This window comes from Ruegeria sp. BI7 (assembly GCF_056537925.1).
In genome coordinates, this window is sequence record NZ_JBQFSK010000007.1 from 12,979 (window position 1) to 38,121 (window position 25,143).

The 25,143-nt window shown below is 58.6% G+C and carries 29 protein-coding genes; 19 read left to right on the plus strand and 10 right to left on the minus strand.

Annotated features, from left to right (window positions below; genetic code table 11):
- Positions 1 to 15: 15 nt before the first annotated feature.
- The 4 genes from serB to ACR0JB_RS15425 are packed head-to-tail and all read left to right on the plus strand — an operon-like array spanning position 16 to position 2,028.
- Positions 16 to 894, plus strand: coding sequence for a phosphoserine phosphatase SerB (gene serB / locus ACR0JB_RS15410; RefSeq protein ID WP_170400111.1), 879 nt, complete (start codon positions 16 to 18; stop codon positions 892 to 894).
- 46 nt (positions 895 to 940) lie between these two features.
- The gene (locus ACR0JB_RS15415) at positions 941 to 1,270 is read left to right on the plus strand and encodes an ArsR/SmtB family transcription factor (protein ID WP_170400114.1); all 330 of its coding nucleotides are present in this window, start codon (positions 941 to 943) and stop codon (positions 1,268 to 1,270) included.
- Positions 1,258 to 1,683, plus strand: a complete 426-nt coding sequence (locus ACR0JB_RS15420) for an SRPBCC family protein (protein WP_170400116.1) — start codon at positions 1,258 to 1,260, stop codon at positions 1,681 to 1,683. The genes ACR0JB_RS15415 and ACR0JB_RS15420 overlap by 13 nt, the downstream gene beginning before the upstream one ends.
- 24 nt (positions 1,684 to 1,707) lie before the next feature.
- A complete protein-coding gene (locus ACR0JB_RS15425; RefSeq protein ID WP_170351117.1) occupies positions 1,708 to 2,028 on the plus strand; it encodes a YciI family protein in 321 nt (106 codons plus the stop codon).
- Positions 2,029 to 2,033: 5 nt separating this feature from the next.
- On the opposite strand, the gene ACR0JB_RS15430 is transcribed toward ACR0JB_RS15425, so the two are convergent.
- Positions 2,034 to 3,032, minus strand: a complete 999-nt coding sequence (locus ACR0JB_RS15430; RefSeq protein WP_170400118.1) for an asparaginase — start codon at positions 3,030 to 3,032, stop codon at positions 2,034 to 2,036.
- Positions 3,033 to 3,210: 178 nt separating this feature from the next.
- On the opposite strand from ACR0JB_RS15430, the gene ACR0JB_RS15435 reads away from it, so the two are divergent.
- The 5 genes from ACR0JB_RS15435 to ACR0JB_RS15455 all read left to right on the plus strand — a co-directional run bounded on the left by ACR0JB_RS15435 (position 3,211) and on the right by ACR0JB_RS15455 (position 6,707).
- Entirely contained in the window at positions 3,211 to 3,744 is a 534-nt protein-coding gene (locus tag ACR0JB_RS15435; protein ID WP_170351115.1) for an invasion associated locus B family protein, read from the plus strand.
- A 166-nt stretch (positions 3,745 to 3,910) separates the two neighbouring features.
- Positions 3,911 to 4,078, plus strand: coding sequence for a hypothetical protein (locus tag ACR0JB_RS15440; protein WP_170506771.1), 168 nt, complete (start codon positions 3,911 to 3,913; stop codon positions 4,076 to 4,078).
- 123 nt (positions 4,079 to 4,201) lie between these two features.
- A complete protein-coding gene (locus ACR0JB_RS15445) occupies positions 4,202 to 4,579 on the plus strand; it encodes a lysozyme inhibitor LprI family protein (protein ID WP_170362802.1) in 378 nt (125 codons plus the stop codon).
- A gap of 79 nt (positions 4,580 to 4,658) precedes the next feature.
- Positions 4,659 to 5,846, plus strand: coding sequence for a dual-specificity RNA methyltransferase RlmN (gene rlmN, locus ACR0JB_RS15450; RefSeq protein ID WP_170506768.1), 1,188 nt, complete (start codon positions 4,659 to 4,661; stop codon positions 5,844 to 5,846).
- A 234-nt stretch (positions 5,847 to 6,080) separates the two neighbouring features.
- The gene (locus ACR0JB_RS15455; RefSeq protein ID WP_170506765.1) at positions 6,081 to 6,707 is read left to right on the plus strand and encodes a cytochrome P460 family protein; all 627 of its coding nucleotides are present in this window, start codon (positions 6,081 to 6,083) and stop codon (positions 6,705 to 6,707) included.
- Here the strand turns inward: ACR0JB_RS15455 and ACR0JB_RS15460 are convergent, their stop codons facing one another.
- Entirely contained in the window at positions 6,708 to 7,052 is a 345-nt protein-coding gene (locus ACR0JB_RS15460; protein ID WP_170378197.1) for a hypothetical protein, read from the minus strand.
- Positions 7,049 to 7,966: a DnaJ C-terminal domain-containing protein gene (locus ACR0JB_RS15465; protein ID WP_170351109.1), complete on the minus strand. Its 918-nt coding sequence runs from the start codon at positions 7,964 to 7,966 to the stop codon at positions 7,049 to 7,051. The genes ACR0JB_RS15460 and ACR0JB_RS15465 overlap by 4 nt, the downstream gene beginning before the upstream one ends.
- A gap of 147 nt (positions 7,967 to 8,113) precedes the next feature.
- Here ACR0JB_RS15465 and ACR0JB_RS15470 point away from each other — a divergent pair, with 147 nt between their 5' ends.
- Positions 8,114 to 8,503 (plus strand): hypothetical protein, encoded by a 390-nt coding sequence (locus ACR0JB_RS15470; RefSeq protein WP_170362792.1) that lies wholly within the window; start codon positions 8,114 to 8,116, stop codon positions 8,501 to 8,503.
- Here ACR0JB_RS15470 and ACR0JB_RS15475 read toward each other — a convergent pair.
- Both ACR0JB_RS15475 and ACR0JB_RS15480 read right to left on the minus strand, forming a co-directional pair.
- A complete protein-coding gene (locus tag ACR0JB_RS15475) occupies positions 8,498 to 9,595 on the minus strand; it encodes a cystathionine gamma-lyase (protein WP_170400122.1) in 1,098 nt (365 codons plus the stop codon). The two genes, ACR0JB_RS15470 and ACR0JB_RS15475, sit on opposite strands and share 6 nt — an antisense overlap.
- A 3-nt stretch (positions 9,596 to 9,598) precedes the next feature.
- Positions 9,599 to 10,441: an LOG family protein gene (locus ACR0JB_RS15480; RefSeq protein WP_170400124.1), complete on the minus strand. Its 843-nt coding sequence runs from the start codon at positions 10,439 to 10,441 to the stop codon at positions 9,599 to 9,601.
- 79 nt (positions 10,442 to 10,520) lie between these two features.
- Here ACR0JB_RS15480 and ACR0JB_RS15485 point away from each other — a divergent pair, with 79 nt between their 5' ends.
- Positions 10,521 to 11,438 carry a threonine/serine dehydratase gene (locus tag ACR0JB_RS15485; RefSeq protein WP_170400126.1) on the plus strand — a complete coding sequence of 306 codons (918 nt, stop codon included), beginning with the start codon at positions 10,521 to 10,523 and terminating at the stop codon, positions 11,436 to 11,438.
- A 108-nt stretch (positions 11,439 to 11,546) separates the two neighbouring features.
- Positions 11,547 to 12,374, plus strand: coding sequence for a 2,3,4,5-tetrahydropyridine-2,6-dicarboxylate N-succinyltransferase (gene dapD / locus ACR0JB_RS15490; RefSeq protein WP_170400127.1), 828 nt, complete (start codon positions 11,547 to 11,549; stop codon positions 12,372 to 12,374).
- A 136-nt stretch (positions 12,375 to 12,510) separates the two neighbouring features.
- Here dapD and ACR0JB_RS15495 read toward each other — a convergent pair whose 3' ends face one another.
- Entirely contained in the window at positions 12,511 to 13,026 is a 516-nt protein-coding gene (locus ACR0JB_RS15495; protein ID WP_480790052.1) for a hypothetical protein, read from the minus strand.
- 349 nt (positions 13,027 to 13,375) lie between these two features.
- Between ACR0JB_RS15495 and ACR0JB_RS15500 the strand changes: the two genes are divergently transcribed.
- Positions 13,376 to 13,720 carry a hypothetical protein gene (locus ACR0JB_RS15500; RefSeq protein WP_170398113.1) on the plus strand — a complete coding sequence of 115 codons (345 nt, stop codon included), beginning with the start codon at positions 13,376 to 13,378 and terminating at the stop codon, positions 13,718 to 13,720.
- On the opposite strand, the gene ACR0JB_RS15505 is transcribed toward ACR0JB_RS15500, so the two are convergent.
- Positions 13,717 to 14,775: a transporter substrate-binding domain-containing protein gene (locus ACR0JB_RS15505; RefSeq protein ID WP_170398116.1), complete on the minus strand. Its 1,059-nt coding sequence runs from the start codon at positions 14,773 to 14,775 to the stop codon at positions 13,717 to 13,719. The two genes, ACR0JB_RS15500 and ACR0JB_RS15505, sit on opposite strands and share 4 nt — an antisense overlap.
- A 209-nt stretch (positions 14,776 to 14,984) precedes the next feature.
- On the opposite strand from ACR0JB_RS15505, the gene dapE reads away from it, so the two are divergent.
- From dapE to rnr, 3 genes are read left to right on the plus strand one after another with little or no spacing between them, the layout of a single operon-like run.
- Positions 14,985 to 16,124 carry a succinyl-diaminopimelate desuccinylase gene (gene dapE / locus ACR0JB_RS15510; protein WP_480790053.1) on the plus strand — a complete coding sequence of 380 codons (1,140 nt, stop codon included), beginning with the start codon at positions 14,985 to 14,987 and terminating at the stop codon, positions 16,122 to 16,124.
- A 3-nt stretch (positions 16,125 to 16,127) separates the two neighbouring features.
- A complete protein-coding gene (locus tag ACR0JB_RS15515; protein WP_170378213.1) occupies positions 16,128 to 16,703 on the plus strand; it encodes a TIGR04282 family arsenosugar biosynthesis glycosyltransferase in 576 nt (191 codons plus the stop codon).
- A gap of 47 nt (positions 16,704 to 16,750) precedes the next feature.
- The gene (gene rnr, locus ACR0JB_RS15520) at positions 16,751 to 19,009 is read left to right on the plus strand and encodes a ribonuclease R (RefSeq protein ID WP_480790054.1); all 2,259 of its coding nucleotides are present in this window, start codon (positions 16,751 to 16,753) and stop codon (positions 19,007 to 19,009) included.
- Here the strand turns inward: rnr and ACR0JB_RS15525 are convergent.
- A complete protein-coding gene (locus ACR0JB_RS15525; protein ID WP_480790055.1) occupies positions 19,000 to 19,386 on the minus strand; it encodes a DUF1801 domain-containing protein in 387 nt (128 codons plus the stop codon). The genes rnr and ACR0JB_RS15525 overlap by 10 nt on opposite strands.
- 111 nt (positions 19,387 to 19,497) lie before the next feature.
- On the opposite strand from ACR0JB_RS15525, the gene ACR0JB_RS15530 reads away from it, so the two are divergent.
- Both ACR0JB_RS15530 and ACR0JB_RS15535 read left to right on the plus strand, forming a co-directional pair.
- Entirely contained in the window at positions 19,498 to 20,796 is a 1,299-nt protein-coding gene (locus tag ACR0JB_RS15530; protein WP_170398129.1) for a lytic murein transglycosylase, read from the plus strand.
- 576 nt (positions 20,797 to 21,372) lie between these two features.
- Positions 21,373 to 21,636, plus strand: coding sequence for a hypothetical protein (locus ACR0JB_RS15535; protein WP_170362386.1), 264 nt, complete (start codon positions 21,373 to 21,375; stop codon positions 21,634 to 21,636).
- A gap of 109 nt (positions 21,637 to 21,745) precedes the next feature.
- On the opposite strand, the gene ACR0JB_RS15540 is transcribed toward ACR0JB_RS15535, so the two are convergent.
- Together ACR0JB_RS15540 and ACR0JB_RS15545 are read right to left on the minus strand one after the other, a co-directional pair.
- Complete coding sequence (locus ACR0JB_RS15540; RefSeq protein ID WP_170351094.1) at positions 21,746 to 23,143, minus strand: aspartate aminotransferase family protein; 1,398 nt, start codon at positions 23,141 to 23,143, stop codon at positions 21,746 to 21,748.
- 75 nt (positions 23,144 to 23,218) lie between these two features.
- Positions 23,219 to 23,902, minus strand: coding sequence for a GntR family transcriptional regulator (locus tag ACR0JB_RS15545; protein ID WP_170362385.1), 684 nt, complete (start codon positions 23,900 to 23,902; stop codon positions 23,219 to 23,221).
- Between the two features lie 140 nt (positions 23,903 to 24,042).
- Here ACR0JB_RS15545 and ACR0JB_RS15550 point away from each other — a divergent pair, with 140 nt between their 5' ends.
- Positions 24,043 to 25,128 carry a polyamine ABC transporter substrate-binding protein gene (locus ACR0JB_RS15550; protein WP_480785870.1) on the plus strand — a complete coding sequence of 362 codons (1,086 nt, stop codon included), beginning with the start codon at positions 24,043 to 24,045 and terminating at the stop codon, positions 25,126 to 25,128.
- The last annotated feature ends 15 nt before the right edge of the window (positions 25,129 to 25,143 follow it).

The window sequence follows — 25,143 nt, forward strand, 5'->3', positions numbered from 1 at the left end:
TGCAGGAGACCGATGATGTACGTAGCCACTCTGTTGACCAATCCGAACATGCCGAAGCTCGAGCAGGCTTTGGTCGAGTCGTTGTGCAACGCGTGGGGCGGGGGCGATCTGGTTTGGCTCAGCGAAGATGAGGCGGCGCAGTTCACGTTTCCCGAGCTGCCTGACAATCAGTGGGACGTTTGGGCAGAACTGCAGTTGTTAGAGGTCGACCTGATCGTGCAGCCGTTCGGGAAACGCCGCAAGCTGATGCTGCTGGCCGATATGGACAGCACCATGATCCAGCAGGAATGCATTGATGAACTGGCCGATGAGGCGGGCGTGGGCGATCGCGTCAAAGACATCACCGCACGGGCCATGAATGGTGAGCTTGATTTCGAAGGTGCGCTGATTGAACGTGTCGGCCTACTGAAGGGCTTGGATGAGGCGGTGATCGGCAAGGTTCTGAACGAACGCATTACATTGATGCCGGGCGGTAAGGAACTGGTTGCGACGATGCGCCTGAACGGGGGCTATGCGGCCCTGGTGTCGGGTGGGTTTACGGCCTTCACCGCGAGGGTGGCTGATCTGCTTGGCTTTGATGAAAACCGCGCCAATACATTGCTGGCCGAAAACGGCAAGCTGACCGGCGATGTACAGCGCCCGATTCTGGGCAAACAGGCCAAGGTGGATGCGCTGGCGCAGATTACCAAGCGGCTGGGCCTGTCCGAGGCCGACGTGATTGCCGTGGGCGATGGCGCCAATGATCTGGGCATGCTGAGCCGGGCCGGAACCGGTGTGGCGCTGCATGCCAAACCTTCGGTCGCCGCCAAATGCGATATTCGGATCAACTACGGAGATCTGACGGCTTTGCTGTACCTCCAGGGCTATTCCCGCGCGGCCTTTACCGAGGTCTGATCGCAAGGGGCTTTCATTTATTTAACAAAAATGTTAAACAATGGTCATGAACACGCTTCTGACCGCATTTTCGGCATTGTCCGATGCCACCCGATTCTCGATCGTCGAGCAGTTGATGCTAGACGGTGAACTGCCCGCTGGTGACCTGATCGAAGGTCGCGGCATGTCCGGGGCCGCGATCTCGCGCCATCTGAAGGTGTTGCGTGCCGCCGGGCTGGTGCAGCAGCGAGTGCAGGGCAGTCAACGCATGTATTCCATCCAGCCCGAGGGGCTGCGGACCATCGCGGAATGGACCATCTCGAAACGGCAATTCTGGGAAAGCAGCCTCGACCGTTTGAACGATTTAATTGAAAGGGAGAATTCATGGCCGACCTGAAATTGGAACGCGCGTTTCCCACATCCCAGGAAAACCTGTTTGCCTGGATCAGCGATGGCGCAAAGCTGTTGAAGTGGTGGGGCCCCGAAGGGATGCATGTGCCCGAACATGATTTGGATTTTTCACGCCTTGGGCCGTGGCACTCGGTTATGGTGAATGCCGAAGGGCAGCGATACAAAGTATCCGGGCAGGTGACCCATGTTGATCCGCCGAATTCAGTGGGGTTCACTTGGGGCTGGCATGACGATCAGGATCAGCGCGGAGCGGAAAGCCACGTGACGCTGACGGTCACAGCGACGGAAGCTGGTGCAAAGCTGGTTCTTGATCACCGCGAATTGGCCGATGCCGAGGTCGCGGCCAACCACAACCAGGGTTGGACTTCGTCACTGCGCAAGCTGGAAGCTCAGTTTTAAGATTTTCATTAGGGAGGAAGAGAAATGCCTCAGTTCTTGTTTGTCTATCACGGTGGTCACACCCCAACCGACCCCGCCGAAATCGAAGCGACCATGGCCGCCTGGGGCGCATGGTTCCAGAATATGGGCGATGCGCTGGACATCCCCGGCAACCCGGTGGGCCAGTCCTATACCGTCAGCAACAGCGGTGTTGTCGACAATGGCGGTGCCAACCCGGCCTCGGGGTTCACGGTCATCAGGGCCGACAGCATCGACGCCGCCAACGAGATGGCCAAGGGCTGCCCCATGGTCGTCAACGGATCAGGCTCGGTCGAAGTGGCCGAGATTCATCCGATCGAGATGTGATCGCCTTAGCCGGGGAAACCCGGCGCAGGCTTGATGATGCCACATTCCAGCCCGCGGCGGCTGTACTGAATGGCGTTCATGAATTTGCGGGTGGCCGGGTGTTCGGCCTCCAGCACACCCAGATGGGCCAGAATGGATGCGATGGCGCATTCAGCGGCACGCGTGGTGCCGTCTGTGATCTTCAGTGCCACGCCCATGCGTTTTTCCGGAATGATGGCGATGAAAACAGCTTCGGCCCCGGTCTTGATCGCGGCGCGGCCCTCCATCGCGAGCATCAGTTCGGTACAGGCGCGGCTTTCGCCGGCAACCAGTTCGGGATGCTTGATCATCGCAGCGGTCAATTGCTGCGCCGCATCGCTGGCCCGGTCCGACCGGTCGGCGGCGGAGGCAAACCACGCCATCGATCGCGCCAACCCCACCAGCGAGGTGGCAAAATTCGGCGCTGAACATCCGTCTATCCCATAGGCGGGGCTGGCCTCACCGGTTGTTTCTTCGACGGCTGACAGACAGGCCTGCTGAACTGGGTGGTCGATTTCCAGATACTCAGGCCCGGCCCCCATATGCTGGGCCACGGTCAGGAACCCGCAATGCTTGCCCGAGCAGTTGTTGTGAATCTGGCAAGGCGTGTCGTCGGCCAGAATCAATCCGTCGCGCGCGGCCATATCCTGCGGCTCTTGCGGGCCGCAGCGCAGATCATGTTCGGACAGGTTTAGATGGTCCAACCAGGCGGTCACGCGGTCGGTGTGGATATGCGCGCCGCTGTGTGAGGCGCAAGCCAGTGCCAGATGCTCGCTGTTCAGCCCATATTTCGCCGCGGCACCTGAGGTGATCAGCGGCAGACCTTGGATCATCTTGGCCGAAGAGCGGGGGTAGATAATCGCACTTGGATCACCCCAGCATTGTACGATCTGGCCACTGTCATCGCAGATCACCGCGTGGCCCAGATGCAGGCTTTCCAACAAGGGACCGCGCCATAGTTCTGTCATTGGTACCGGCTGCGTCATCAGGCCTCTCCGTAATATGCGCAAAATTCTGCCAATCGCCCTTTCGCCTGTGGCGAAACCTGCGTTAGTGTGTGTATGTCGACAATCATCGGAATACGCAACTTACAGACGAACCGGCAGGGTGCGCAGGCTTTTCCGATGGGTATGAGGTAATAGGTCGAGCTAGGAGGCTGGACAGATGGGATTGAAACTCGTCCGTGTAATCGCGGGCCTGTGCATGGCAGGGATGGCCACTACGGCAACCGCTCAGCAGGCGTCAAGCACCAACCGTGTGGCAGCCAAAACCGATTGGAGCGTGTTCGTCGAAGACGATCCCACCGAATGCTGGAGCGTGTCTGCACCCAAGGAAACCGTCAACACACGCGGTGGCCGGGTGGTCTCGGTCCGCCGCAGCGATATCCTGCTGTTCGTGTTCTACCGTCCCAACGCCGAGGTGAAGGGGCAAGTGACCTTTACCGGCGGCTATCCGTTCGCGGCAGGCTCAACCGTCAATCTTGAAATCGACGGGACCGAGTTTGAACTGATCACCGAAGGCGAATGGGCCTGGCCTGCAACCGAAGGCGAAGACCTCAAGGTGGTTGCAGCGATGAAGCGGGGCACTGAGGCTGTTCTGACCGCCCGATCCGAGCGTGGGACGCAGACCAAGGACACATTCTCGTTGCTGGGTTTCACGGCAGCGATCGAAGACGCCGAGAAACGCTGCACAAACTGATACGTATCTGAAGACACGCGAGACCCCGTCATTTGGCGGGGTTTTCTTTTTTTGAAGCGCCAAGTGTCGAATTTACGCCACGTCTGTCTGCAAGTTTGATCCGTATCAAAGCGAGCCTCCGACATTTCTGAACTAATTAGTTCAGCTGAATAGAAGGAGCTTACGAATGCTGAATAAGCCTATTGTCGCGCTGATGATGGCAGTCGCCGTGTTGTTGAGCGCGTGTGAAAAAGATTCTGAAACCTACCCCGTATCCGGTGAGCAATGTGGGCCAGAGGATCCGGTAAAAACTTTGGATGCAGCAGATTGCGATATCCTGCCAGTGGGCATCTGAAGCGGCTTACCTGATAGCATTGATTTCGGCCGCATCGGCGTTGACGGTGCGGCCAATCTGTATTTGGGGCGCAGTAGTTCGCGTGCTACCGTCGGCAGTGGGAACCTCTGGCAGGAGCGAGTTATGCGGTACGTATTGATCATATTGTTGTTTTCCTCTGCGGCACTGGCAGACCCAACGTTGGAATGTTCAGACGCAAGTTCTCAGGTGGAAATTGGGGCGTGTGTTGGCGAGATGGAAGACCGGGTCAGTCTGGCGCTGGAGGAGAGCTACGGATTTGCCATGCAATCGGCCAAAGAGTTGGACGAGATCACCGAGCGGGTGGTGGCGCAGCCCGCCTTGGAAGCTTCGCAATCAGCCTGGGCAAGCTACCGCGATGCGCAGTGCGAAGCGGTGGGCGCTTCCTATGGCGGAGGGTCCGGTACTGGCATCGCCATCACCGCGTGCCGGGTCGATCTGGGACGCGCGCGTGTGGACGAGTTGCTGCGCTTTGCGAATTGATTGATACGATTCCTTTTGATCTTTGCCAGCGATCCTATATAGAGGCGCATCCCAAGCCAGAATCCTTTGAGATAGCCACATGTCGCCCAAAGCGCCGATCACTCAAGATGTCATGACCATCCCCCGCAAATTGCCCGAGGGGAAGATTAACCTTGTCGGCCTGACCCGCGCCCAGCTGCGTGAGGTTTTGATCGAACATGGCACGCCGGAAAAGCAGGCCAAGATGCGCACCGGTCAGATCTGGCAATGGATTTATCAATGGGGTGTGCGCGACTTTGCCGAAATGACCAATCTGGCCAAGGCCTATCGCGCACAATTGGCCGAAAACTTTGTGATCGAAATCCCTGAGGTTGTAACGCGTCAGGTGTCCGAGGACGGCACCCGCAAATACCTATGCCGTATTGCAGGCGGGCACGAGGTTGAGGTCGTGTACATCCCCGAAGAAGATCGCGGCACGCTGTGCATTTCATCTCAGGTGGGTTGCACGCTGACCTGTTCCTTCTGCCACACCGGCACGCAGAAACTGGTGCGCAACCTGACCGCGGCCGAGATTGTCGGTCAGGTCATGATGGCGCGCGACGATCTTGAGGAATGGCCGGTTCCAGGCGCGCCCAAGGACGAAACCCGTCTGCTGTCGAACATCGTTCTGATGGGCATGGGTGAGCCGCTGTATAATTTCGAAAACGTCCGCGACGCGATGAAGATCGCCATGGATCCTGAGGGGATTTCCCTGTCGCGTCGTCGCATCACCCTGTCGACCTCGGGTGTTGTGCCTGAAATCGCGCGCACGGCTGAGGAAATCGGTTGTCTGCTGGCGATCTCGTTCCATGCCACCACGGATGAAACCCGTGACGTGTTGGTGCCGATCAACAAGCGCTGGAATATCGAGGAACTGCTGGGTGCGCTGGCCAGCTATCCGAACGCATCGAATTCCGAACGGATCACCTTTGAATATGTGATGCTGGATGGCGTGAACGACAGAGACGAGGATGCGCATCGCCTGATCGACCATATCAAGCGTCATAACATCCCGGCCAAGATTAACCTGATCCCGTTCAATGAATGGCCGGGCGCGCCGTACAAGCGCAGCTCGAACAATCGCATCCGGGCCTTTGCGAATATCATTTACCAGGCAGGTTACGCCTCACCCATCCGTAAGACGCGGGGCGAGGATATCATGGCGGCTTGTGGTCAATTGAAATCGGCCACGGAACGCGCCCGAAAATCGCGCAAACAAATCGAGGCCGAAACCGGGGTGAAAAGCTGAGGCGTGTTATTGTCGCCAAGTGGTCGACAATAAATAAATTCTCGCCTTGCTGTTCTTTGCATTCGAAATTTGGTATGTTTTAAGCGTCGGGGCTGGATCGGCGCATGTCACTCTTGCGCACAAAGCGGTGAAAGCCGTGGTCTGGCCGTGGCGCGTTTGTTCAGGGCCGCTATCTTATTTCAAGCATGATAGGCGGCGTTCAGGCGAACCTTAAGAAACAGGTAGGCCATCCATATGTTTTTACGATTTAAACGTGTGTTTTCGATCTCACTGACAGTGCTGTCAATTTCGGGGTTGTCCGCAACCGACGGGTTTGCGCAATCAACTGGTGAGGACGCGCATATTGCCATCGAGAATCCAGCGGATTTGTCCAAGGGGGAAGCATTGCGCATCTATGAATCCCTGCAGCGGCGCATGGCGCGGGGTTATGGCGCTGCACAGCTGGATTTGCTCCTGAATTATCAGAACTGGCCATTGTTCAACGATGCGCCCTATATCTCGGCCACCCATGGTCAGCGGTATGTGAACAGCTATGCTAATCGCATGGCTCATAACTACGGAACGCTGGCCGAGGGGGAAAAGCTGCCCAAAGGCTCGGTTTTGGCCAAGGACAGCGTGACCGTCACGGATGAAGGCAATATCCATCCCGGCGCTTTGTTCGTAATGGAAAAGCTGGCCCAAGGCGAAAGCCCCGTCACGGGTGACTGGCGTTATATCATGGTGATGCCGGACGGATCGCTGTTCGGGGACACGATGGGTGCGCGCGCAAATTCGGTCGCCTATTGCCATGATTGCCACGAGGCGGTGGCCGACCGGGACTACACCTTTTTCGTGCCCGAAGAATACGTCGTCGACAATTGATCAACTGCGCTTGAGGCGGGCGGCTCCGATCACCTCGATCAGGGTCTGACGCACGGGTTCGGGCTGCGCTTCAACCGCGTTCAGCACCTCGCGCAGTTCTGCGCGCAGGCCGTGCATCTGGTCGATCAGCGAAATCATCATCGACAGCGCGTCGGGTTCCATCTCGTATTGCTCATGCAATTCGCAGGCCAGTTCCAGACGGGCGACGTCGAGGCTGTGATAGACCAAGCCCTTATCGGTTTGTTCGGGGATCACGATCTCGGCGGCCAAGTATTCGGTCAACCGGGTCGAGGTCAGGCGGGTGACGGTTGCGATCAGCTGCTCTTCGGTCAGAGTGCGGGTCATGACGGCATTCCTTTACGCGGATCATAACTGTGGCTCTCGCGCCATGTCTCCATGAATTGCTTTAGGTCTTCGTCGATCTGTCCGGGCATCGCGATGGTCAGTTCGATCAGCTGATCGCCGCGCTCGGTTGAGCCGCGTTTCTTAACCCCTTTGCCGCGCAGGCGCAGTGTCTTGCCGCTGCTGGTGCCCGCAGGAACGCTGACATTAACGCCACCGTCGATGGTGGGTGCAGGGACCTTGCCGCCCAGAATGGCCTCATCAATCGTGATCGGCAGAGTGATATGTATGTCGTCGCCCTGACGATCGAAGACGGGGTGTTTGGCAACCGAGACGGTCACTAGAGCATCACCCGGCGGCCCGTCGCCAAAGCCCGGATCGCCTTTGCCGCGTAGGCGGATGGTTTGGCCGTCGGTGATGCCAGCGGGAATCTTGACTTCGATCCGGTCGCCATCGGGCAGGGTCAGTTTCTGGCTGGCCCCAAAAACCGCATCCAGAAAACTGATCTGCAGGCTGTAGCCTCGATTGTGCCCCGGCGCGTGGAATTCATGGGTACGCTGGCCGTATCCGCCACGGCCCCGCATGAACTCGGCAAAGATGTCCGACATGTCATCGGGGTCTGCAGCCTGTCCCCGATAAGGGTTCCCGGCAGCCTCGGCGTAGTCGCGATAATAATGCTGCTGCGGGCGTTCCTGACCCGAGGCGTCAATCTCACCATTGTCGAATTGCGCCCGCTTTTCGGGGTCTTTGAGCAAGTCGTAAGCGGCGGCTGCCGCCTTAAACTTGGCTTCGGCCTCGGCATCGCCGGGCTTTAGATCCGGGTGGCATTCCTTGGCGATACGCCGATAAGCCTTTTTGATTTCGGCGGCGCTGGCGTCTTTGGCGACACCAAGGGCGGAATAGGGATCGTCGCTCATCTCACCTCTCGCGGGTCGGGCTGAACAGGTTGGTTTTATCATGCGATTTCAAGGACCCAAAAGGAAGAGGCTTTTGAAACCGCTCGCAAAACCCCGCAAGTCTGCTAACATATGCACGTTTCGAATTATTTTCTGACGGAGACCCCTATGACGCGCAGAATCAAATCCGCCTTGGCCCTGCTGGCCGGCAATGCCATCGGGTTGCTACTGGCCACGCTGCTGCTGTCAGGGTTTGCGATCAAGCCGATCTCTTTCATCGTCGTGGTGATCGTCTTTACGCTGGTGCAGGTGGTGGCCGAGCCGCTGATCCTGAAGCTGGGCGAGAAAAAAGCGCCGGCGCTGAAAGGTGGCATCGCGCTGATCGTTACCTTTGTGGGCTTGCTGATAACCGATCTTGTCACTGCCGGGTTGACGGTTGGAGGTATCTCAAACCTGTTGGCGGCCACGCTTCTGGTCTGGCTGGGGGCGCTGATCGCCAGCATAGTGCTGCCGATCTATGTGTTTACAGAATTGCGTGAGTCCAAGAAGAAATCATAGCGCGTTCAGGCTGATTTCAATCGCCTGCCACAGTTCCTCGACCGGTTCACAGCCGACAGACAGGCGGATGAAGGCGGGGTCGACATCGTCGCCCCAGCGCGCGCGGCGTTCTGCTGAACTGTGGACGCCACCAAAGGAGGTTGCGGGACGCAACATCGGGCAGGCGTTGATAAAGGCCTCGGCCTTGGCCTCGGTCTCAAGCGTGATCGACAGCAGGAACCCAAACCGCGACGTCTGTGCTGTGGCCAGCGCATGCGATGGATCGCTAGGTAGACCGGGATAGCGGATTTGCCGGACCATTGAGTGGACGGCCAACCGTTCGGCCAGCACCTGCGCCGAGGAACACATACGGTCGAACCGCACATCCAGCGTTTCCAGTCCGCGATGCAACAGCCAAGCCTCATGCGGGCCGGGGATCGCCCCAGAAACGCGACGCCATTCTACTACCCGTTCCATAATCTGTGCATTGAGGCTGGCCACGTGGCCCATCAACAGGTCGGAATGCCCACCCATGGCTTTCGTATCCGAGGCCACAACCACGTCGATGCCCATATCCAGCGGGCGCTGGCCCAGCGGGGTCAGGGTCGTGTTATCAGCAATCGTGATCCCGCCCGCTACACGTACAGCAGTGGCGATAGCAGGCAGGTCCAGCATGTCCAGCCCGGGGTTTGAGGGGCTTTCGACAAAGACCACATCAAAGCCGTCAAACCCGCCCTCGGTAAAGGTGGCCGTCGGGCGTTCGGTGACCGTTACACCCAGCCCGGACAGGAACTGATCGGCCAGCACGCGCGTGACATAGTACCCATCCGACGGAATAAGCAGGTGCGACCCGGCCTTCAGGGTTGCAAACAATGCGGCTGAAATTGCCCCCATGCCAGACGGAAAAGTCAGGCAGGGCGCACCTTCAAGATGGGCCAGCACATGTTCCAGATGCTCCCAAGTGGGGTTGTCGACTCGGCCGTATGTGGGCAGGCCGTCCGTCACGCCCGGCAGATGATACATACTGCTTTGAGTCAGCGGCAGCGTCACCGGCTCACCCGCGTTCAAGGCATTGCCGCGCAGGTGCAGCATCTCTCCGGTCTTCGGGGCCATGGTTCAGCGCCCCGGTATTTCGTCGCGGGGCGGGGCGGGTTCCCAGTTCTCGATGATCTCGACCGCCTCTTGCGCCGTGTCGACAAACCGGAACAGATCAAGGTCTTCGTCCGAGATGGTGCCCGCGTCCGCAAGCGCCTCCCAGTTGATGACCCTTTCCCAGAACTCGCGGCCAAACAGCAGGAAGGGCACGCGCTCCATCCGACCGGTTTGGATCAAGGTCAGGGATTCGAACAGCTCATCCATGGTTCCGAACCCGCCGGGAAAGATAGTGATGGCGCGGGCGCGCATCAGGAAATGCATCTTGCGGATGGCGAAATAGTGGAAGTTGAAGCTGAGCTCGGGGGTCACGTATTCGTTCGGCGCTTGTTCGTGCGGCAACACGATGTTCAGGCCGATGGAACAGCCGCCCGCATCCTGCGCGCCGCGATTCCCCGCCTCCATCACGCCGGGGCCACCGCCGGTGACGATGACGTTCTCGCGGCAGCCGGTTTCATTGGATTTCTCAGTCATCAGCCGGGCGAATTCGCGGGCCTCGTCATAGTACTCCGACAGGTTGGCCAGCGTCTGGGTCCGGGCGGTGTGTTTCTGCGACGGCTCGGGAATACGCGCACCACCGAACATGACGATGGTCGAGGTGATCTCACGCTCGGTCATGAGCATCTCGGGTTTCAGCAGTTCCAGCTGCAGGCGAACCGGGCGCAGCTCATCGCGGCACAGGAAATCGTCATCAGCAAAGGCAAGGCGATACGCGGGTGAGCGCGTTTGCGGCGTGTCCGGTACCTCGCTCGCGGTTGAGCGGTCGGTCTGCGCGTCGCGAAAAGGGCTGAGGCGGTCTTCTCTCATGTGTGATAGTTCCCTGCTTGCGTGTTCTTGAAACAGCTATAGGGTTCGCGGGCAGAGTGCCAGTCACGGAAGAACAAGAATGAATTGGAAGAGTGAAATATTGGCGGCCGCCGACAGGATCAACGGTTATGCGCAGGTGACGCCGGTGATGGAAAGCTGGGCCTTGGGGTTGGGTTACCCGGTTGAGATGAAGCTGGAACACCTGCAGCATACCGGCAGTTTCAAGGCGCGCGGGGCGTTCAATACATTGCTGAGCCAAGATGTGCCCGAGGCAGGCATTGTGGCAGCGTCCGGTGGTAACCATGGTGCGGCGGCGGCCTATGCGGCGCGTGCTTTGGGCTATCCTGCCAAGATTTTCGTGCCGGAAATGGCGGGGCCGTCGAAAATCACGCTGATCGAACGGACCGGTGCGGATCTGAGCGTGGTGCCGGGCGAATACGCCAATGCGCTGACCGGGGCGCAGGCGCATGAGGACACGACAGGCGCGATGCAGATCCATGCCTATGACGCGCCCGCAACCGTAGCCGGGCAGGGCACCTGTTTCGCCGAGTGGGAGGCGCAGGGTCTGCAGGCCGACACGGTTCTGATTGCGGTTGGCGGCGGCGGATTGATTGCAGGCGCACTGGGCTGGTTGCAGGGCGCGCGCAAGGTTGTGGCGGTCGAGCCCGAAACCTCATGCGCGCTGAACGCGGCACTTCAGGCCGGAGAGCCTGTGGATGTAACCGTTTCGGGTATTGCCGCCAACGCGCTGGGCGCGCGGCGGATCGGATCGATCTGTTTCGGGTTGGCGCAGGGGGTGACGTCGGTTCTGGTCAATGACGAGGCCATTGCCGAAGCCCAGCAGATTCTGTGGCGCGCGCATCGGATTCTGGTAGAGCCAGCGGGCGCGACCGCATTGGCTGCGCTGCTGTCTGGTGCCTATCAGCCGGAACCCAATGAGCGTGTGGCGGTGCTGGTTTGTGGTGGGAACCTCTCGCCAGACCCGCTGAACGGCTGAAACTGCAGCAATCAGCCGCAAAGCGCGCGTTCTGCGTCGCATTGCGGCCAGTCCCCTGCTTGCGTATAGGCAACACCAACGTGAACAGATTCTGCAGGGAGCCGCCAAATGTCCAACGCGCAACTGGAAGCCGCTATCGAAGCCGCCTGGGAGGCACGCGATACCATCACCCCCGCCACCTCTGGCGAACAACGCGAAGCGATCGAAGATACGCTGAACGCGCTGGACAGCGGTTCGCTGCGTGTGGCCGAAAAGATGGACAGCGGCGACTGGCATGTGAACCAGTGGGCCAAAAAGGCGGTTCTGCTGGGCTTCCGCATCAAGGACATGGAGATTCAGTCGGGCGGTCCGCAGGCAGGTGGCTGGTGGGACAAGGTGGACAGCAAGTTCGCCGGTTGGGGTGAGGATCAGTGGCGTACCGCCGGGTTCCGCGCCGTGCCGAACTGCGTGGTTCGCAAATCCGCCTACGTCGCGCCGGGCGTGGTGCTGATGCCGTCTTTCGTGAACCTGGGCGCTTATGTCGACGAGGGCACCATGGTCGACACCTGGGCCACCGTGGGGTCCTGCGCACAGATCGGCAAGAACGTACACCTGTCGGGCGGCGTCGGCATCGGTGGTGTGTTGGAACCGATGCAGGCAGGCCCCACCATCATCGAAGACAATTGCTTTATCGGCGCGCGCTCTGAGGTGGTCGAAGGCTGCATCGTGCGCGAAGGCTCGGTTCTGGGCATGGGTGTGTTCATCGGCAAGTCGACCAAGATCGTTGACCGCGAAACCGGCGAGGTCACATATGGCGAAGTGCCGCCCTATTCGGTGGTTGTTGCCGGGTCGATGCCGTCGAAGAACAATATCAGCCTGTACTGCGCGGTAATCGTGAAGCGGGTTGACGAAAAGACCCGCTCGAAAACCGGGATCAATGAATTGTTGCGTGATTGACAGGTCAGAACAAACAGAAATGCCCGAACGACGTTCGGGCATTTCATCTGGTTTAAGTTTGGCTATCGAAACAATCTGGATATCACGCTAGGTGAGGTCTGATCTCGTTTCCTGACCAACACTAGAAAATAACCGGTTAGCGATCTTCGCCTTGCCGTTCGACCGCGCTGCCTTCACCGCCAGAGTATCCACTGTCGTCGCTGTCGTCGGACTCGCCGTCGTCTGAGCCGTCGCTGGAGTCATCTTCGCTTTCGCCTTCGCTTTCGCCTTCGCTTTCGCCTTCGCTTTCGCTTTCGCCTTCGCTTTCGCTTTCGCCTTCGCTTTCGCCTTCGCTTTCGCCTTCGCTTTCGCCTTCGCCTTCGCTTTCGCCTTCGCTTTCGCCTTCGCTTTCGCCTTCGCCTTCGCTTTCGCCTTCGCCTTCGCTTTCGCCTTCGCTTTCGCCTTCGCTTTCGCTTTCGCTTTCGCCTTCGCTTTCGCCTTCGCCGCCGCCTTCGCTTTCGCCGCCGCCTTCGCTTTCGCCACCGCCTCCTTCGCCTTGCTCTTCAGCTTGCACAGGGTTCGTAGACGCGATTGTTGCAACAAACGCTACGGGAGCCAGAGCCAGAACGGATACGCTTGCAACAGTAGTTAGAAGTTTAGACAACGTACTCATCGAACTTTCCTTTTCAAAAAACACCGATCAATAGTGGGAGTATTCTAAATTTCGCATGCCATACCTCGTATCGACCCAAAGATGTGGCGCTGCCGTAAGCTAATTTCCGCGCAAATAAACTCAGATTGTCGGCGAAATTGTACCGATTTCAACCATGCGGATTCTCAATAATTTTCCTGTCAATCCAGCGGAGAAATTTTTGCAGTTCCTGTGTGTCAATTTTGCATGAAGGCGGATGCCTGTTGGCTTTGATGCAACGTATTTCGATTGCCCACAAACCGAATCAGGTCTTGCTGCCGGATCGTTCTATCAGTTGACCATGCCTTGTTGCGCCCGTAATGCAGGCGCCATGGAAAAGCAAAAGAAACCCTCGCGTCAGCAAGTCTATACCTTGCTTGTACAAATCGGCCGCAAGGATGGCGATGGCTTGCCTGACGGCGCGACCGGCGCGGCGCTGATGTGTTTCGCCAGCGGCGTAGATGAGGCCGAAGCCGTGCGCGAGACCGTGGCGATCCTGAAACAGGCAGACACCGCGCCGCTGGACGTCACCGGCTATGGCACATTGGCCGAGCGAGAAGCACAGGGCCATGACATTGACGCCGACGAGCGCGCGCTGATGCAGCGGGCATTGGATGAAAACGCGGTAATAGTCGCGCAGATGACGCCGTTTTTCGGCGATGAAGGGCAGGGTTAGTTTCGAACCCCGAACCACTTGCGGTATATTTCGTCATAGGTGCCGTCTTCACGCAGCGACAGCAGCGCCTGATTGACGTCCTCGACCAGGGGTGATCCCGTCGGGAAAGCGATCCCGTAATTCTCTCGCAAGAACACGCCGCCGGTCACCGATGCGATCCGTCGCCCTTCGTGCGAGGCATAGTAAGACAGGATCGGCGCATCAAAAACAACCGCGTCCAGCTCTTTGTCTTGGAAGGCGGTCAGCATCTCATCCAGACCGGAATATCCGGTAAACTCGATCTCGCGCCGGTTCAGGAAATTGGCGGCGGTTGAGTTTGAAATCGTGCCCACCTGTTTGCCATACAGATCGTTGACCGAATTCACGTTGCCGCTGATCGCATCAACCGTCATGACCGAGGTGATGCGCGCGGTAAATACCGACACGATGAACAGGGATGACACCACGAGAACGACGCCCAGCACACGGCCAAACGGGGTGCGCGGCATGCGTTCTTCGAAACCGCCATTGACCACCAGGTTCAGTGCCCACCAGAAGGATGGGAACCATGCCTCATTCAATTTGCGGTCGAAATAGGGCTGCGAGCGGCGCTCGAACCCCCACATCAGCATGCCACCGCCCAACAGGATGGCAAAGGCCAGGCCAATGGCGATGAACAATTCGGTCGACAGCAATGCATGCAGCAGCGAGGGTCGGCGTGCGGCCTCGGACGGGACCATGATCTGCAAACCGGCCTCAAAGATCGGCTGGCTGAAATCCATCTGCGTTTCGCGCGCCGCGGTGATAGAGATGTTGGCGATGGCCAGATCGGCGGTGCCGTCCTGCACCGCACCCAGCATGTCGCTGAACGCCTCGACCCGGTTGACCGAATAGTCCCAATCCAGCGACTGGGCCAGCGCCGCCAGCAGATCCATGGAAAAACCGGTCTGTGCCCCGTCTTCGACATAGGAAAACGGAGGGCGGGTCACGGTGGTGACGTCCAGTGTCTGCGCCTGGGCTTGTTGTGCAAGCGTGGCGAAGGTCAGGCAGATCAGTGCGAATAGGGCGCGTATCATCGTCAGTTTACCTGTTTGGCGCGGCTCTAACGCAATTTTGACGGGTGCGGCAAGGTGGTCGCGGGGTCAAGGCCCGTGTTTTATTGGGGTATCGGCGCGATACAAACAGAAAAAAGCCCGTGGAATCGGGCGTGCGGGGGTTGGCAATCGGCCCAATTCGTTGAATCTGTGCGCGAACCAGCGCCCGAATGAAGCAAAGAGGTCTCACCATGACAGATCCGGTAGAATTGACAGCGGACCTAATCCGTTGCCCATCGGTCACACCCGAAGAAGGTGGCGCGCAGGTGTTGTTGGAAAAGTTATTGTCGGATGCGGGGTTCGATTGCACGCGGGTCGATCGCGGGGGTGTCGCCAACCTGTTTGCGCGCTGGGGCAAAAAGGGCCATGCGCGCAGCTTTGGGTTCAATGGCCATACCGATGTTGTTCCGGTCGGGGATGAAGCCGCCTGGACCATGCTGCCCTTTGGGGCGGAAATCCGCGACGGCGTGATGTACGGGCGGGGGACGACCGACATGAAATCCGGCGTGGCGGCCTTTGCGGCAGCGGCGGTGGATTTCGTGCAAGACACGCCACCAGACGGTGCAGTCATTCTTGCCATCACCGGGGATGAAGAGGGTGATGCCGTGGACGGCACGACCGCGTTGCTGGATTACATGGAGCGCGCCGAGGAACGGATGTCGGTCTGTCTGGTCGGCGAACCGACCTGCCCGAACACGATGGGTGAGATGATGAAGATCGGGCGTCGTGGCTCGATGACGGCGTGGTTCACGGTGACCGGTGTACAGGGGCATTCCGCCTATCCGCATCGCGCCAAAAACCCGCTGCCTGCAATGGCGCGGTTGATGCACGATCTGGCCAGTCATGAGCTGGATCAGGGCACGGACCATTTCGATGCCTCGACGCTGGCCGTTGTGAATATCGATACCGGGAACACAGCAACCAATGTAATCCCGGCGCAATGCTGTGGGGCGGTGAATATCCGGTTCAATGATATGCATTCGGGCACAAGCCTAAGCGACTGGTTGCGGGCCGAAGCGCAGCGTGTGGCCGAATCCTATGACGTCGAGGTCGACATCAAGATCAAAATCTCAGGTGAAAGTTTTCTGACCCCGCCCGGCCCGCTCTCGGATCTGGTGGCGCAAGCGGTCGAGGCGGAAACGGGCCTGCGCCCCGAGATGTCCACGACCGGCGGTACATCGGACGCGCGGTTTGTGAAAAACCACTGCCCGGTGGTCGAATTCGGCCTGGTTGGCCGCACGATGCATCAGGTGGATGAATGCGTCGAGGTGGCGCAGATCGACCAGCTCAAGGCGATCTACATGCGCATCCTGCAGGATTATTTCGCCTGATCCATGCAGCGGACTCTGGTCATCATGGTCAAGGAACCGCGCCCGGGGCGGGTAAAGACCCGTTTGGGTCGCGATATCGGCATGGTCGGCGCAGCCTGGTGGTTTCGGCATCAGACCCAGTCGTTGATCCGGCGGTTACGCGATCCGCGCTGGCAGATTGTCCTGGCGGTCTCCCCGGACCGCGAGGGGCTGAACAGCCGTATCTGGCCGGTGGATCTGCTGCGAGCGCCACAGGGGAACGGTGATCTGGGCGATCGCATGGGCCGGATGTTGCGGGACATGCCAAAAGGTCCGATCTGTTTAATTGGTGCGGATATTCCCGGCATCACGCGGTGGCATATTGCGCGGGCGTTCAAGGCGCTGGGCTCGGCGCAAATGGTGTTCGGGCCTGCGCCGGACGGGGGCTACTGGCTGGTTGGCGCGCAACGCTATGGGGCAATGCCCACGAACCTGTTCCGCGATGTCCGCTGGTCCACGGAACACGCACTGGCCGATACTCTGGTCTCAATCCCCGGAACGCGGGTGGCTTTTCTGGATCATCTGCGTGACGTGGACACGGTTGCCGATCTGAAACCCTGATCTTTTTTAGTCATGACGCCGTCGCATCCCCGTGATACGCCGGACTCATGACTCGCATCCCTACCAAGCAAGAGGTCCTCGATTGGATCTCGGCGAACCCCACCCTGACCTCGAAACGCGATATCGCCAAGGCCTTTGGCATCAAGGGTGCAGATCGAATTGATCTGAAGCGTATCCTCAAAGAGCTTGAGGCCGAAGGGCATCTGGAAAAGCGCAAGCGCAGCTATCGTGACCCGGACCGGTTGCCGCCAGTCAGCGTGTTGCAAGTAAAGGCTCCGAATGCCGATGGTGACCTGTTCGCGCGCCCGCTGGAATGGCATGGTGAAGGCGTTGAACCCATCGTTCTGATCGTTGCGCGCGCCAGCGATCCGGCGCTGGGCGAGGGCGACCGCATTCTGGCTCGCCTGACGGTGGTACATGAAGAAGACCACAATTACGAAGCGCGCTTGATCCGACGTATCGGAACCAATCCGCGCAGGATCGTCGGTATCTTCCGCAAAAGCGCCGAAGGTGGACGGATCGTCCCCATCGACAAGACCGGCTCGACCGAATGGCTGGTGCATGACGGTGCGGTACTGGGCGCCAAGGATGGCGAACTGGTCGAGGCCGAACAGGCAGGCCCCAAGAACCGCATGGGTCTGCCGCGCGCCCGTATCGTCGAGCGGCTGGGTGACCCATCGGCACCCAAGGCGGTGTCGCTGATCGCGATCCACCAGCACGGTATCCCAGACGATTTCCCTGACAAGGTGATTGCCGAGGCCGACAAGGCCAAACCCGTCGGCCTGAAAGGGCGCGAAGACCTGCGGGACATGCCGCTGCTGACCATCGACCCCTCGGACGCGCGCGACCATGACGACGCCTGTTATGCGCATGCCGACGACGACCCAAAAAACCCTGGCGGCCACGTGATCTGGGTCGCCATCGCGGATGTTGCTGCTTATGTGCAGCCGGGAACCGCACTGGATCGGGAGGCGCGAAAGCGTGGTAACTCCAGCTATTTCCCGGATCGTGTGGTGCCGATGTTGCCGGATCGCCTGTCTGGCGATCTGTGTTCGCTGCACGAAGGCGTTCCGCGCGCCTGTATCGCCGTACGGATGCAGATCGACGCAGACGGCAACAAGATCGAACACCGGTTTGTGCGGGGCCTTATGCGTTCGGCCGCTTCGCTGCACTATGCCGAGGTGCAGGACGCCATTGACGGTAACCCGAATGACCGCACCGGACCTTTGTTGGAAACTGTTCTGAAACCGCTCTACGCAGCTTATGCGGCCCTGAAGAAGGCGCGCGCCGAACGGCAGCCGCTGGAGCTGGACCTGCCGGAACGCAAGATCGTCCTCAGCGACGCGGGCGAAGTGACCAGCGTGGCGTTCCGCGACCGGTTGGACGCCCATAAGCTGATCGAGGAGTTCATGATCCTCGCCAACGTCGCCGCCGCCGAGACCCTGATTGCCAAGCGCCGCCCGCTGCTGTTCCGCGTGCATGAAGAGCCCGCGCCTGAGAAACTGGAAAGTCTGCGGGAAACGGCGCAGGCCGCCGGTCTTAATTTGGCCAAGGGCCAGGTTCTGCAAACCCGGCATCTGAATGCGCTGTTGAACGCCGCCGCCGGGACCGAGGATGCCGAGTTGATCAACCTCAGCACATTGCGGTCGATGGCGCAGGCGTATTACAACCCGGAAAACTTCGGGCATTTCGGGCTGGCGCTGCGGAACTATGCGCATTTCACCTCGCCCATTCGTCGCTATTCTGACCTGATCGTGCATCGGGCGCTGATCACGGCGCATGGTTGGGGTGACGACGGTCTGACCGAGGATGAAATCGCCAGGCTGGAAGAAACCGCCACCCATATTTCGGACACCGAGCGGCGTTCGATGATGGCCGAACGGGATACGACAGATCGCTACCTGGCTGCCTATCTCAGCGAGCGCGTAGGCAATGAGTTCAGTGGCCGTATCAGTGGTATCGCCCGGTTCGGGGCCTTTGTGAAAATGGACGAAACCGGTGCGGATGGTCTGGTGCCCGTCCGATCGCTGGGGCGCGAGTTCTTCCATTTCGACCGTGAGGCAGGGACGCTGATGGGATCGGACACCGGGCTGATCATCGCCATCGGACAGCGTGTCACCGTGCGTCTTACCGCGGCGACGCCTGTGACCGGCGGTTTGGAACTGGAATTGTTGTCCATTGACGATCAGGCCCTGCCACGGGGACGCGGTGCGAAAGGGCGGCCAACCCGACGCAAAGCGGTTAGCAACAGGCGCAAGAAAGACAAGATCAAACGCAAGGTCGAACGCAAACGCCGTCAGAGGTGATAGGTCAGCGCCCGCGCAATCAGCCAGCCATGGCGCGTCGGGTCGATCTGCGCGGGGTCGTCAAACAATACGGCCCTGTTGCCATCCAGCCGATCCTCGCTGGGAAAGGCCGAGGTGAAATCACCCATCAACCGGCTTTGGCAATGCACATACAGTGCAAACTGCGCGGCCTTATGCTTGCCGATCCGGATTGTTGAACCCTTTGGGGCCAGATAGGCGGGCTGACCCCAGCGCAGCGATTCCTGCAAAGGCTGCGCGTCGGGCGAGGACGCGGCAGTGTCAAAGATCAAGTCACGCAGGGCAAGCGCCCCGACACGAGCATCAATTGGCAGCGCGTCAAATACGGCGGCAACTTTTGGATCGTCAAAGGGTGTCATCTCAGCAGCTTATTCCGTTTGGCCGGGCGCGTCAGGCATTTTGACTTGAGCGCTTTGTGAATCTCTCATTTTGCGCTATCCTGAGGGCGAGCAGTAATCAGGAATTTCGGAATGCGTAAATGCGTAAGTGGCATCATAGCCGCTGCATTATGGGCATCCATTGTGCAGGCGGAATCCCACAATTCAGCAGATGGGTCACAGACCTTTCAGCTGGCCTCGGCTGATATAACCGTGTCCCTCCGACCGGTCGTGCGGCCTTCAGCTAAGGAGTATCGGGTGTCGACCGAAGGAAACGCGCGGTTTCAGGCGTGGCTGGGGGCGTTCCGCGAACGGGCAGAACAACAGGGCATTTCAGCCGCGACGCTTGACCGGGCACTGGCGGGCCTGACCTATGACAAGAAAATCATCGAACGGGATCGCAATCAGGCCGAGTTTTCAAAACCGATCTGGGAGTATCTGGATGCCGCTGTGTCAGACACGCGAATCCGCAACGGTCGCGCCGGGCTGGAACGCCATCACGCGACCCTGACCCGGATCGAAGCGCAATATGGCGTCGAGAAAGAGGTTGTGACGGCAATCTGGGGGCTCGAGACCTCGTTCGGGACGTTTAGGGGCAGTGATCAGACCATCCGCTCGCTGGCGACACTGGCCTTTGACGCGCGGCGGGCGCAGTTTTTTGAAACTCAATTGATCGCGGCTTTGCGGATCGTTCAGGCCGGGGATGTCAGTGCCGGGAATATGGTCGGCAGCTGGGCGGGTGCGATGGGTCACACGCAGTTCATGCCGACCTCATACTTGGATCACGCGGTGGATTTCGATGGCGACGGGCGGCGCGATATCTGGTCCGAGGACCCGACCGACGCGTTGGCCTCTGCCGCCGCCTACCTAGCGCGGCACGGCTGGATCAAAGGTCAGCCTTGGGGTGTCGAAGTACGTTTGCCGCAAGGGTTCGACTATGCCGTGGCCAAGCGGGATTATACATTGATGCCCTCTGACTGGGCCGCGCGCGGTGTGTTGGGTCGCAATGGTACGCCGGTGCCGGATTACGGACAGGCGGCCATTCTATTGCCCGCCGGAGGGCAGGGTGTGGCGCTGATGATCTTCGACAATTTCGGCGTGATCGAGAAATATAACGGTGCCGACGCCTATGTTATTGGCATCGGCCACCTGTCCGACCGTTTGGCCGGACGCGTTCCCTTTCACGCCAACTGGCCACGCGGCGACCGGGTGCTGAGTTTCACTGAGAAAAAGGAACTGCAATCCCGCCTGACCGAGGCTGGCTTTGATACGCAGGGCATCGACGGGCGCACCGGACCAAACACGACCGACGCCGTCCGCGCGTATCAGTTGGCGCAGGGGCTGCTCCCGGATGGATATGCCAGTTTGAAGCTATTGGAGCGGTTGCGGTGATAACGAACGGGTCCTGTATAGTGTTTAGGTGCGTGGTGCGGACATTCTCTCAGTTTTCGGCTTTATGGGATGAGTAACCTCCCGACTACCGGCACTCACTACGATAGACGGGAGGTGGACCCAGCAGTTTAGCGGGTCGCGACGCCAGTAGAGGTAATAAAAAACCGGATCGCATTCATATATTTGAATCTAAGATGCTTTAAATCAAGTTTTTTATCGCGCGACAATTTTTATATTCCCGCGCGATGCGGTTGCATTGCTCGTGTGCTGAGCTTTGCTAAGCGCTTAAAACTGCTAGCACGCCTGACAGAAGCTGGGACTGATACACAGGGTTTAGACACAGGCGAACCGAGCCAAACACGACCGGCGTCGTACGAACGTACCAACTGTGCCGAATTTACTGCCGGATGATTTCGTCAGCTTGAATATGCAAGGGCGGCTTCAAACACTAACGTCACTGAGGTGTCTTAGTCTGAATCTTATGGTCTCGGCCGCCATTTTGTTGTGACTACCCGCCACGTATATTGCCGGTAGCTTCATCAATCCCAAGTGTGCCTCAAATGATGAGGCCGCACTATGACCGAAGACACACCACAACCAGCGCAGTACTATGACAAACACGACATCTGGACGTTGGATCCAACGTCCACGGACAAAGAGGTCTATGATGTCTTTGCTACCGAAGTCGCCAAACTTGTTCAGTTGCTGGATGAAAACGAGCCACTCATGTCGCGGGATTTTTACGCACGACTTTTTGTGTCACTATTGGGGTTGTCCCGAGTTTTGGGAGAGTACGATGATAGCTGGAGCCGGAGTAGCTTTTCTCCGGACGAAATCTAGCTCTGTCACATTTAACCTAATGAGGCAGAACAAGACTCGGATCTTCAAAGCTAAGGGCGGTTGCTAATCCAACCGCCCCTTGCGTTTCGTAGATACTCTGAACGCAGACCTATGCCGCCACCTTCATCAATCCTTGCGCGATGATTTCGGCATGTGCCTCATCCAGCGACTTGTAAATCCGCACGAACATCTCGTCGATATCCGCAGGGGTCAGGATCAGCGGGGGTGAGATGATCATCCGGTCACCCACATGGCGCATGATCAGGTTGTTGGCAAAGCAGCGGTCGCGGCAGATATAGCCCACGGTGCCGGGGTCCGAGGCAAACTTAGCACGGCTGGCCTTGTCTGGCGTCAGCGCGATCGAGGCCATCATGCCGACGATTTTGGCCTCACCGACCAGCGGGTGATCGGCCAGCGCCTCCCATTTCTCTTTCAAATAGGGCGCGGCCACGTCGCGGACGTGTTCGACGATCTTCTCCTCTTCGAGGATGCGCAGATTTTCCAGCGCAACGGCCGCCGCGACCGGGTGGCCGGAATAGGTGTAGCCATGGTTGAACTCGGTGCCGCCGATAACCTTGGCGATCTCATCACTGACGATGGACCCCCCGATGGGCGCATAGCCCGAGCTGAGCCCCTTGGCGATGGTCATGATATCCGGTCGGATACCTACGGTTTCTGAGCCGAACCAGTTGCCCGTGCGGCCAAATCCGCAAATCACCTCATCCGCGATCAGTAGGATATCGTATTTATCGCAGATCCGCTGAACCTCGGGCCAGTAGCTGTCGGGTGCCACGATCACGCCGCCCGCACCTTGCACGGGTTCGGCGATAAAGGCGGCAACGCGGTCTTCGCCAAGCTCCAGAATGGCGTCTTCCAACTCGCGCGCGCGGGCTAGGCCGAATTCCTCGGGGGTCATGGTGCCGCCTTCGGCCCACCAGTTCGGTTGGTTAATGTGGTGGATGTTGGGGATCGGAATGCCGCCCTGCGCGTGCATCCCGGCCATACCCCCGAGAGACGCGGACCCCACGGACGAGCCGTGATAGGCGTTGTGGCGGCTAATGATGATGTTTTTATCGGGCTGGCCTTTTTCGGCCCAATAGGTGCGCACCAGACGGATGTTGGTGTCATTCGCCTCGGATCCGCCACCGGCGAAGAAGACGTGGTTCAGATCGCCCGGCGCCAGTTCTGCCAGCTTCGCGGCGAGCGCGATAACAGGCACATGGGTCGTTTTGAAGAAAGTGTTGTAATACGGCAGCTCGCGCATCTGGCGGGCGGCGACCTCGGCCAGTTCATCGCGACCATAGCCGATATTGACGCACCACAGACCGGCCATGGCGTCCAGAATCTCCTCGCCCTCGCTGTCGGTCAGATAGACGCCATTGGCGCGGGTGATGACGCGGGCGCCTTCCTGGCCAAGCGAACCATTGGCCGAGAACGGGTGCATGTGATGGGCAGCATCCAGCGCCTGCAATTCAGCGGTGGGCATGTGATTAGTGATGGTGGACATCCGGACGTCTCCTGCAAAAGCGGTTGGCATTTACAATATGATCAAATTTTTCCCTGTCAATCGAATCGCCAATTTCTAGCCGTCGGTCAGGGCGTCGGCCATCAGTTCCATCCCCTGTTCGATATCCTGAGCCGTGGCTTTTGCTGCCATTTTCGCATCTTTTGCGCGCAGCGCGGTGATAATGTCCTTATGCCGGTCCGGCAGGCTTTGCGTGCCGAAACGGCCACAGACCACACGCAGAGACGGCCCGAATCTCAGCCAGAGCCGCTCGGTCAGATCAAGCAGAATTGGGGCGTCAGCGTAGGAATAGAGGGTTTCGTGAAACGTGTGGTTCAGATGCAGATAACCGCTGACGTCGCCATCCGCGATTGTGCGGTCAAGCCGCTGATCGATCCGTTCAAGATTATCGATATCCGCGCTGTTCATATTCGCAGCCGCGCGGCTTGAAAGCTCTGATTCTATTGAAATTCTGGCAAATATCATCTGTTCAACATCTCCCGCCGACAACAGCGGTACGCTGACCCTGCGGTTGCCCTGAAACACCAGCGCGCCATCCGAGATCAAGCGGCGAATCGCCTCACGCACGGGGGTCATTCCCACCCCCAGCGAATCAGTCAGCCCTTGTATCGTGACGGGCTGTCCCGGCACCAAGTCGCCGAACATGATCTGCGCTTTGAGGGTTTGATAGACCTGTTCGTGCGCGGGTCGTTTTTCGGTCTCTACCTTCGCGCTGGATGCCTTATTTTTGATCAAATCCAATTGGTTTGCCCCGTTTCCAGTGATGATGTCTTGCCAGGTTTCAGGCCTCGTGAAACCATACGCGGGATCGAGGGAAAACGCAAAACTTGATCAAATCCAAAAAAACGGGATTATACCCGTACACTTGCAGGGAGAAGAAAATGACAATCAAAACGCTGACCATGACAGCGGTCATCGCGCTGGGGACTTCTGCGGCCTTTGCCGAAGAAGTGCGTGTTTACAACTGGTCTGACTATATCGATGAGGAACTGCTGTCCAAGTTCGAGGAAGAAACTGGCCTGACGCTGATCTATGATGTGTTCGACAGCAATGAGGTTCTGGAAACCAAGATGCTGGCGGGAGGGTCCGGCTATGACGTGGTTGTGCCGACAGCGGATTTTCTGCAGCGGCAGATTCAGGCGGGTGCCTTCCAGAAACTGGACAAAACCAAACTTCCGAACATCGGGAACATGTGGGACGTGATCCAGGAACGCACAGATCAATATGATCCGGGCAACGAATATGCGATCAACTACATGTGGGGTACTACCGGCATCGGCCTGAATGTCGACAAAGTAAAAGAAGTGCTGGGTGAAGACGCTCCGCAGAACAGCATGGACTTGGTGTTGAAGCCCGAGAACATGGAGAAGCTGGCGGAGTGCGGCGTATATTTCCTCGACGCACCGACCGAAATCGTCCCGATGGTGTTGAAGTACCTTGGGGAAGATCCGAATAGCCAGGATCCTGATATCATCGCCAAGGTCGAAGAACCTCTCATGGCTGTTCGCCCGTATATAAAGAAGTTCCATAGCTCGGAATATATCAACGCGCTGGCCAATGGAGACATCTGCGTTGCCGTCGGCTGGTCCGGTGATGTGTTGCAGGCGCGTGATCGCGCCGCCGAAGCCGATAACGGCGTCGAGATCGCCTATAACGCCTTTGCTGAAGGTTCGCTGATGTGGTTCGACATGATGGCAATCCCGACGGATGCGCCGAATGTGGACGGCGCGCACATATTCCTGAATTTCATCATGGATCCGCAGAATATGGCGGATGCGTCAAATTATGTGTATTTTGCCAATGGCAACAAGGCGTCGCAAGCCTTGCTGGCAGAAGACGTGATCGGCGATCCGGCGATTTATCCGGACGAGGAAACGGTTAAAAACCTCTACACGTTCTCACCTTACCCGTCGAAAACGCAGCGGGTCGTGACCCGTCTGTGGACCAAGATCAAATCGGGCACCTGACCGGTTATCTGCACA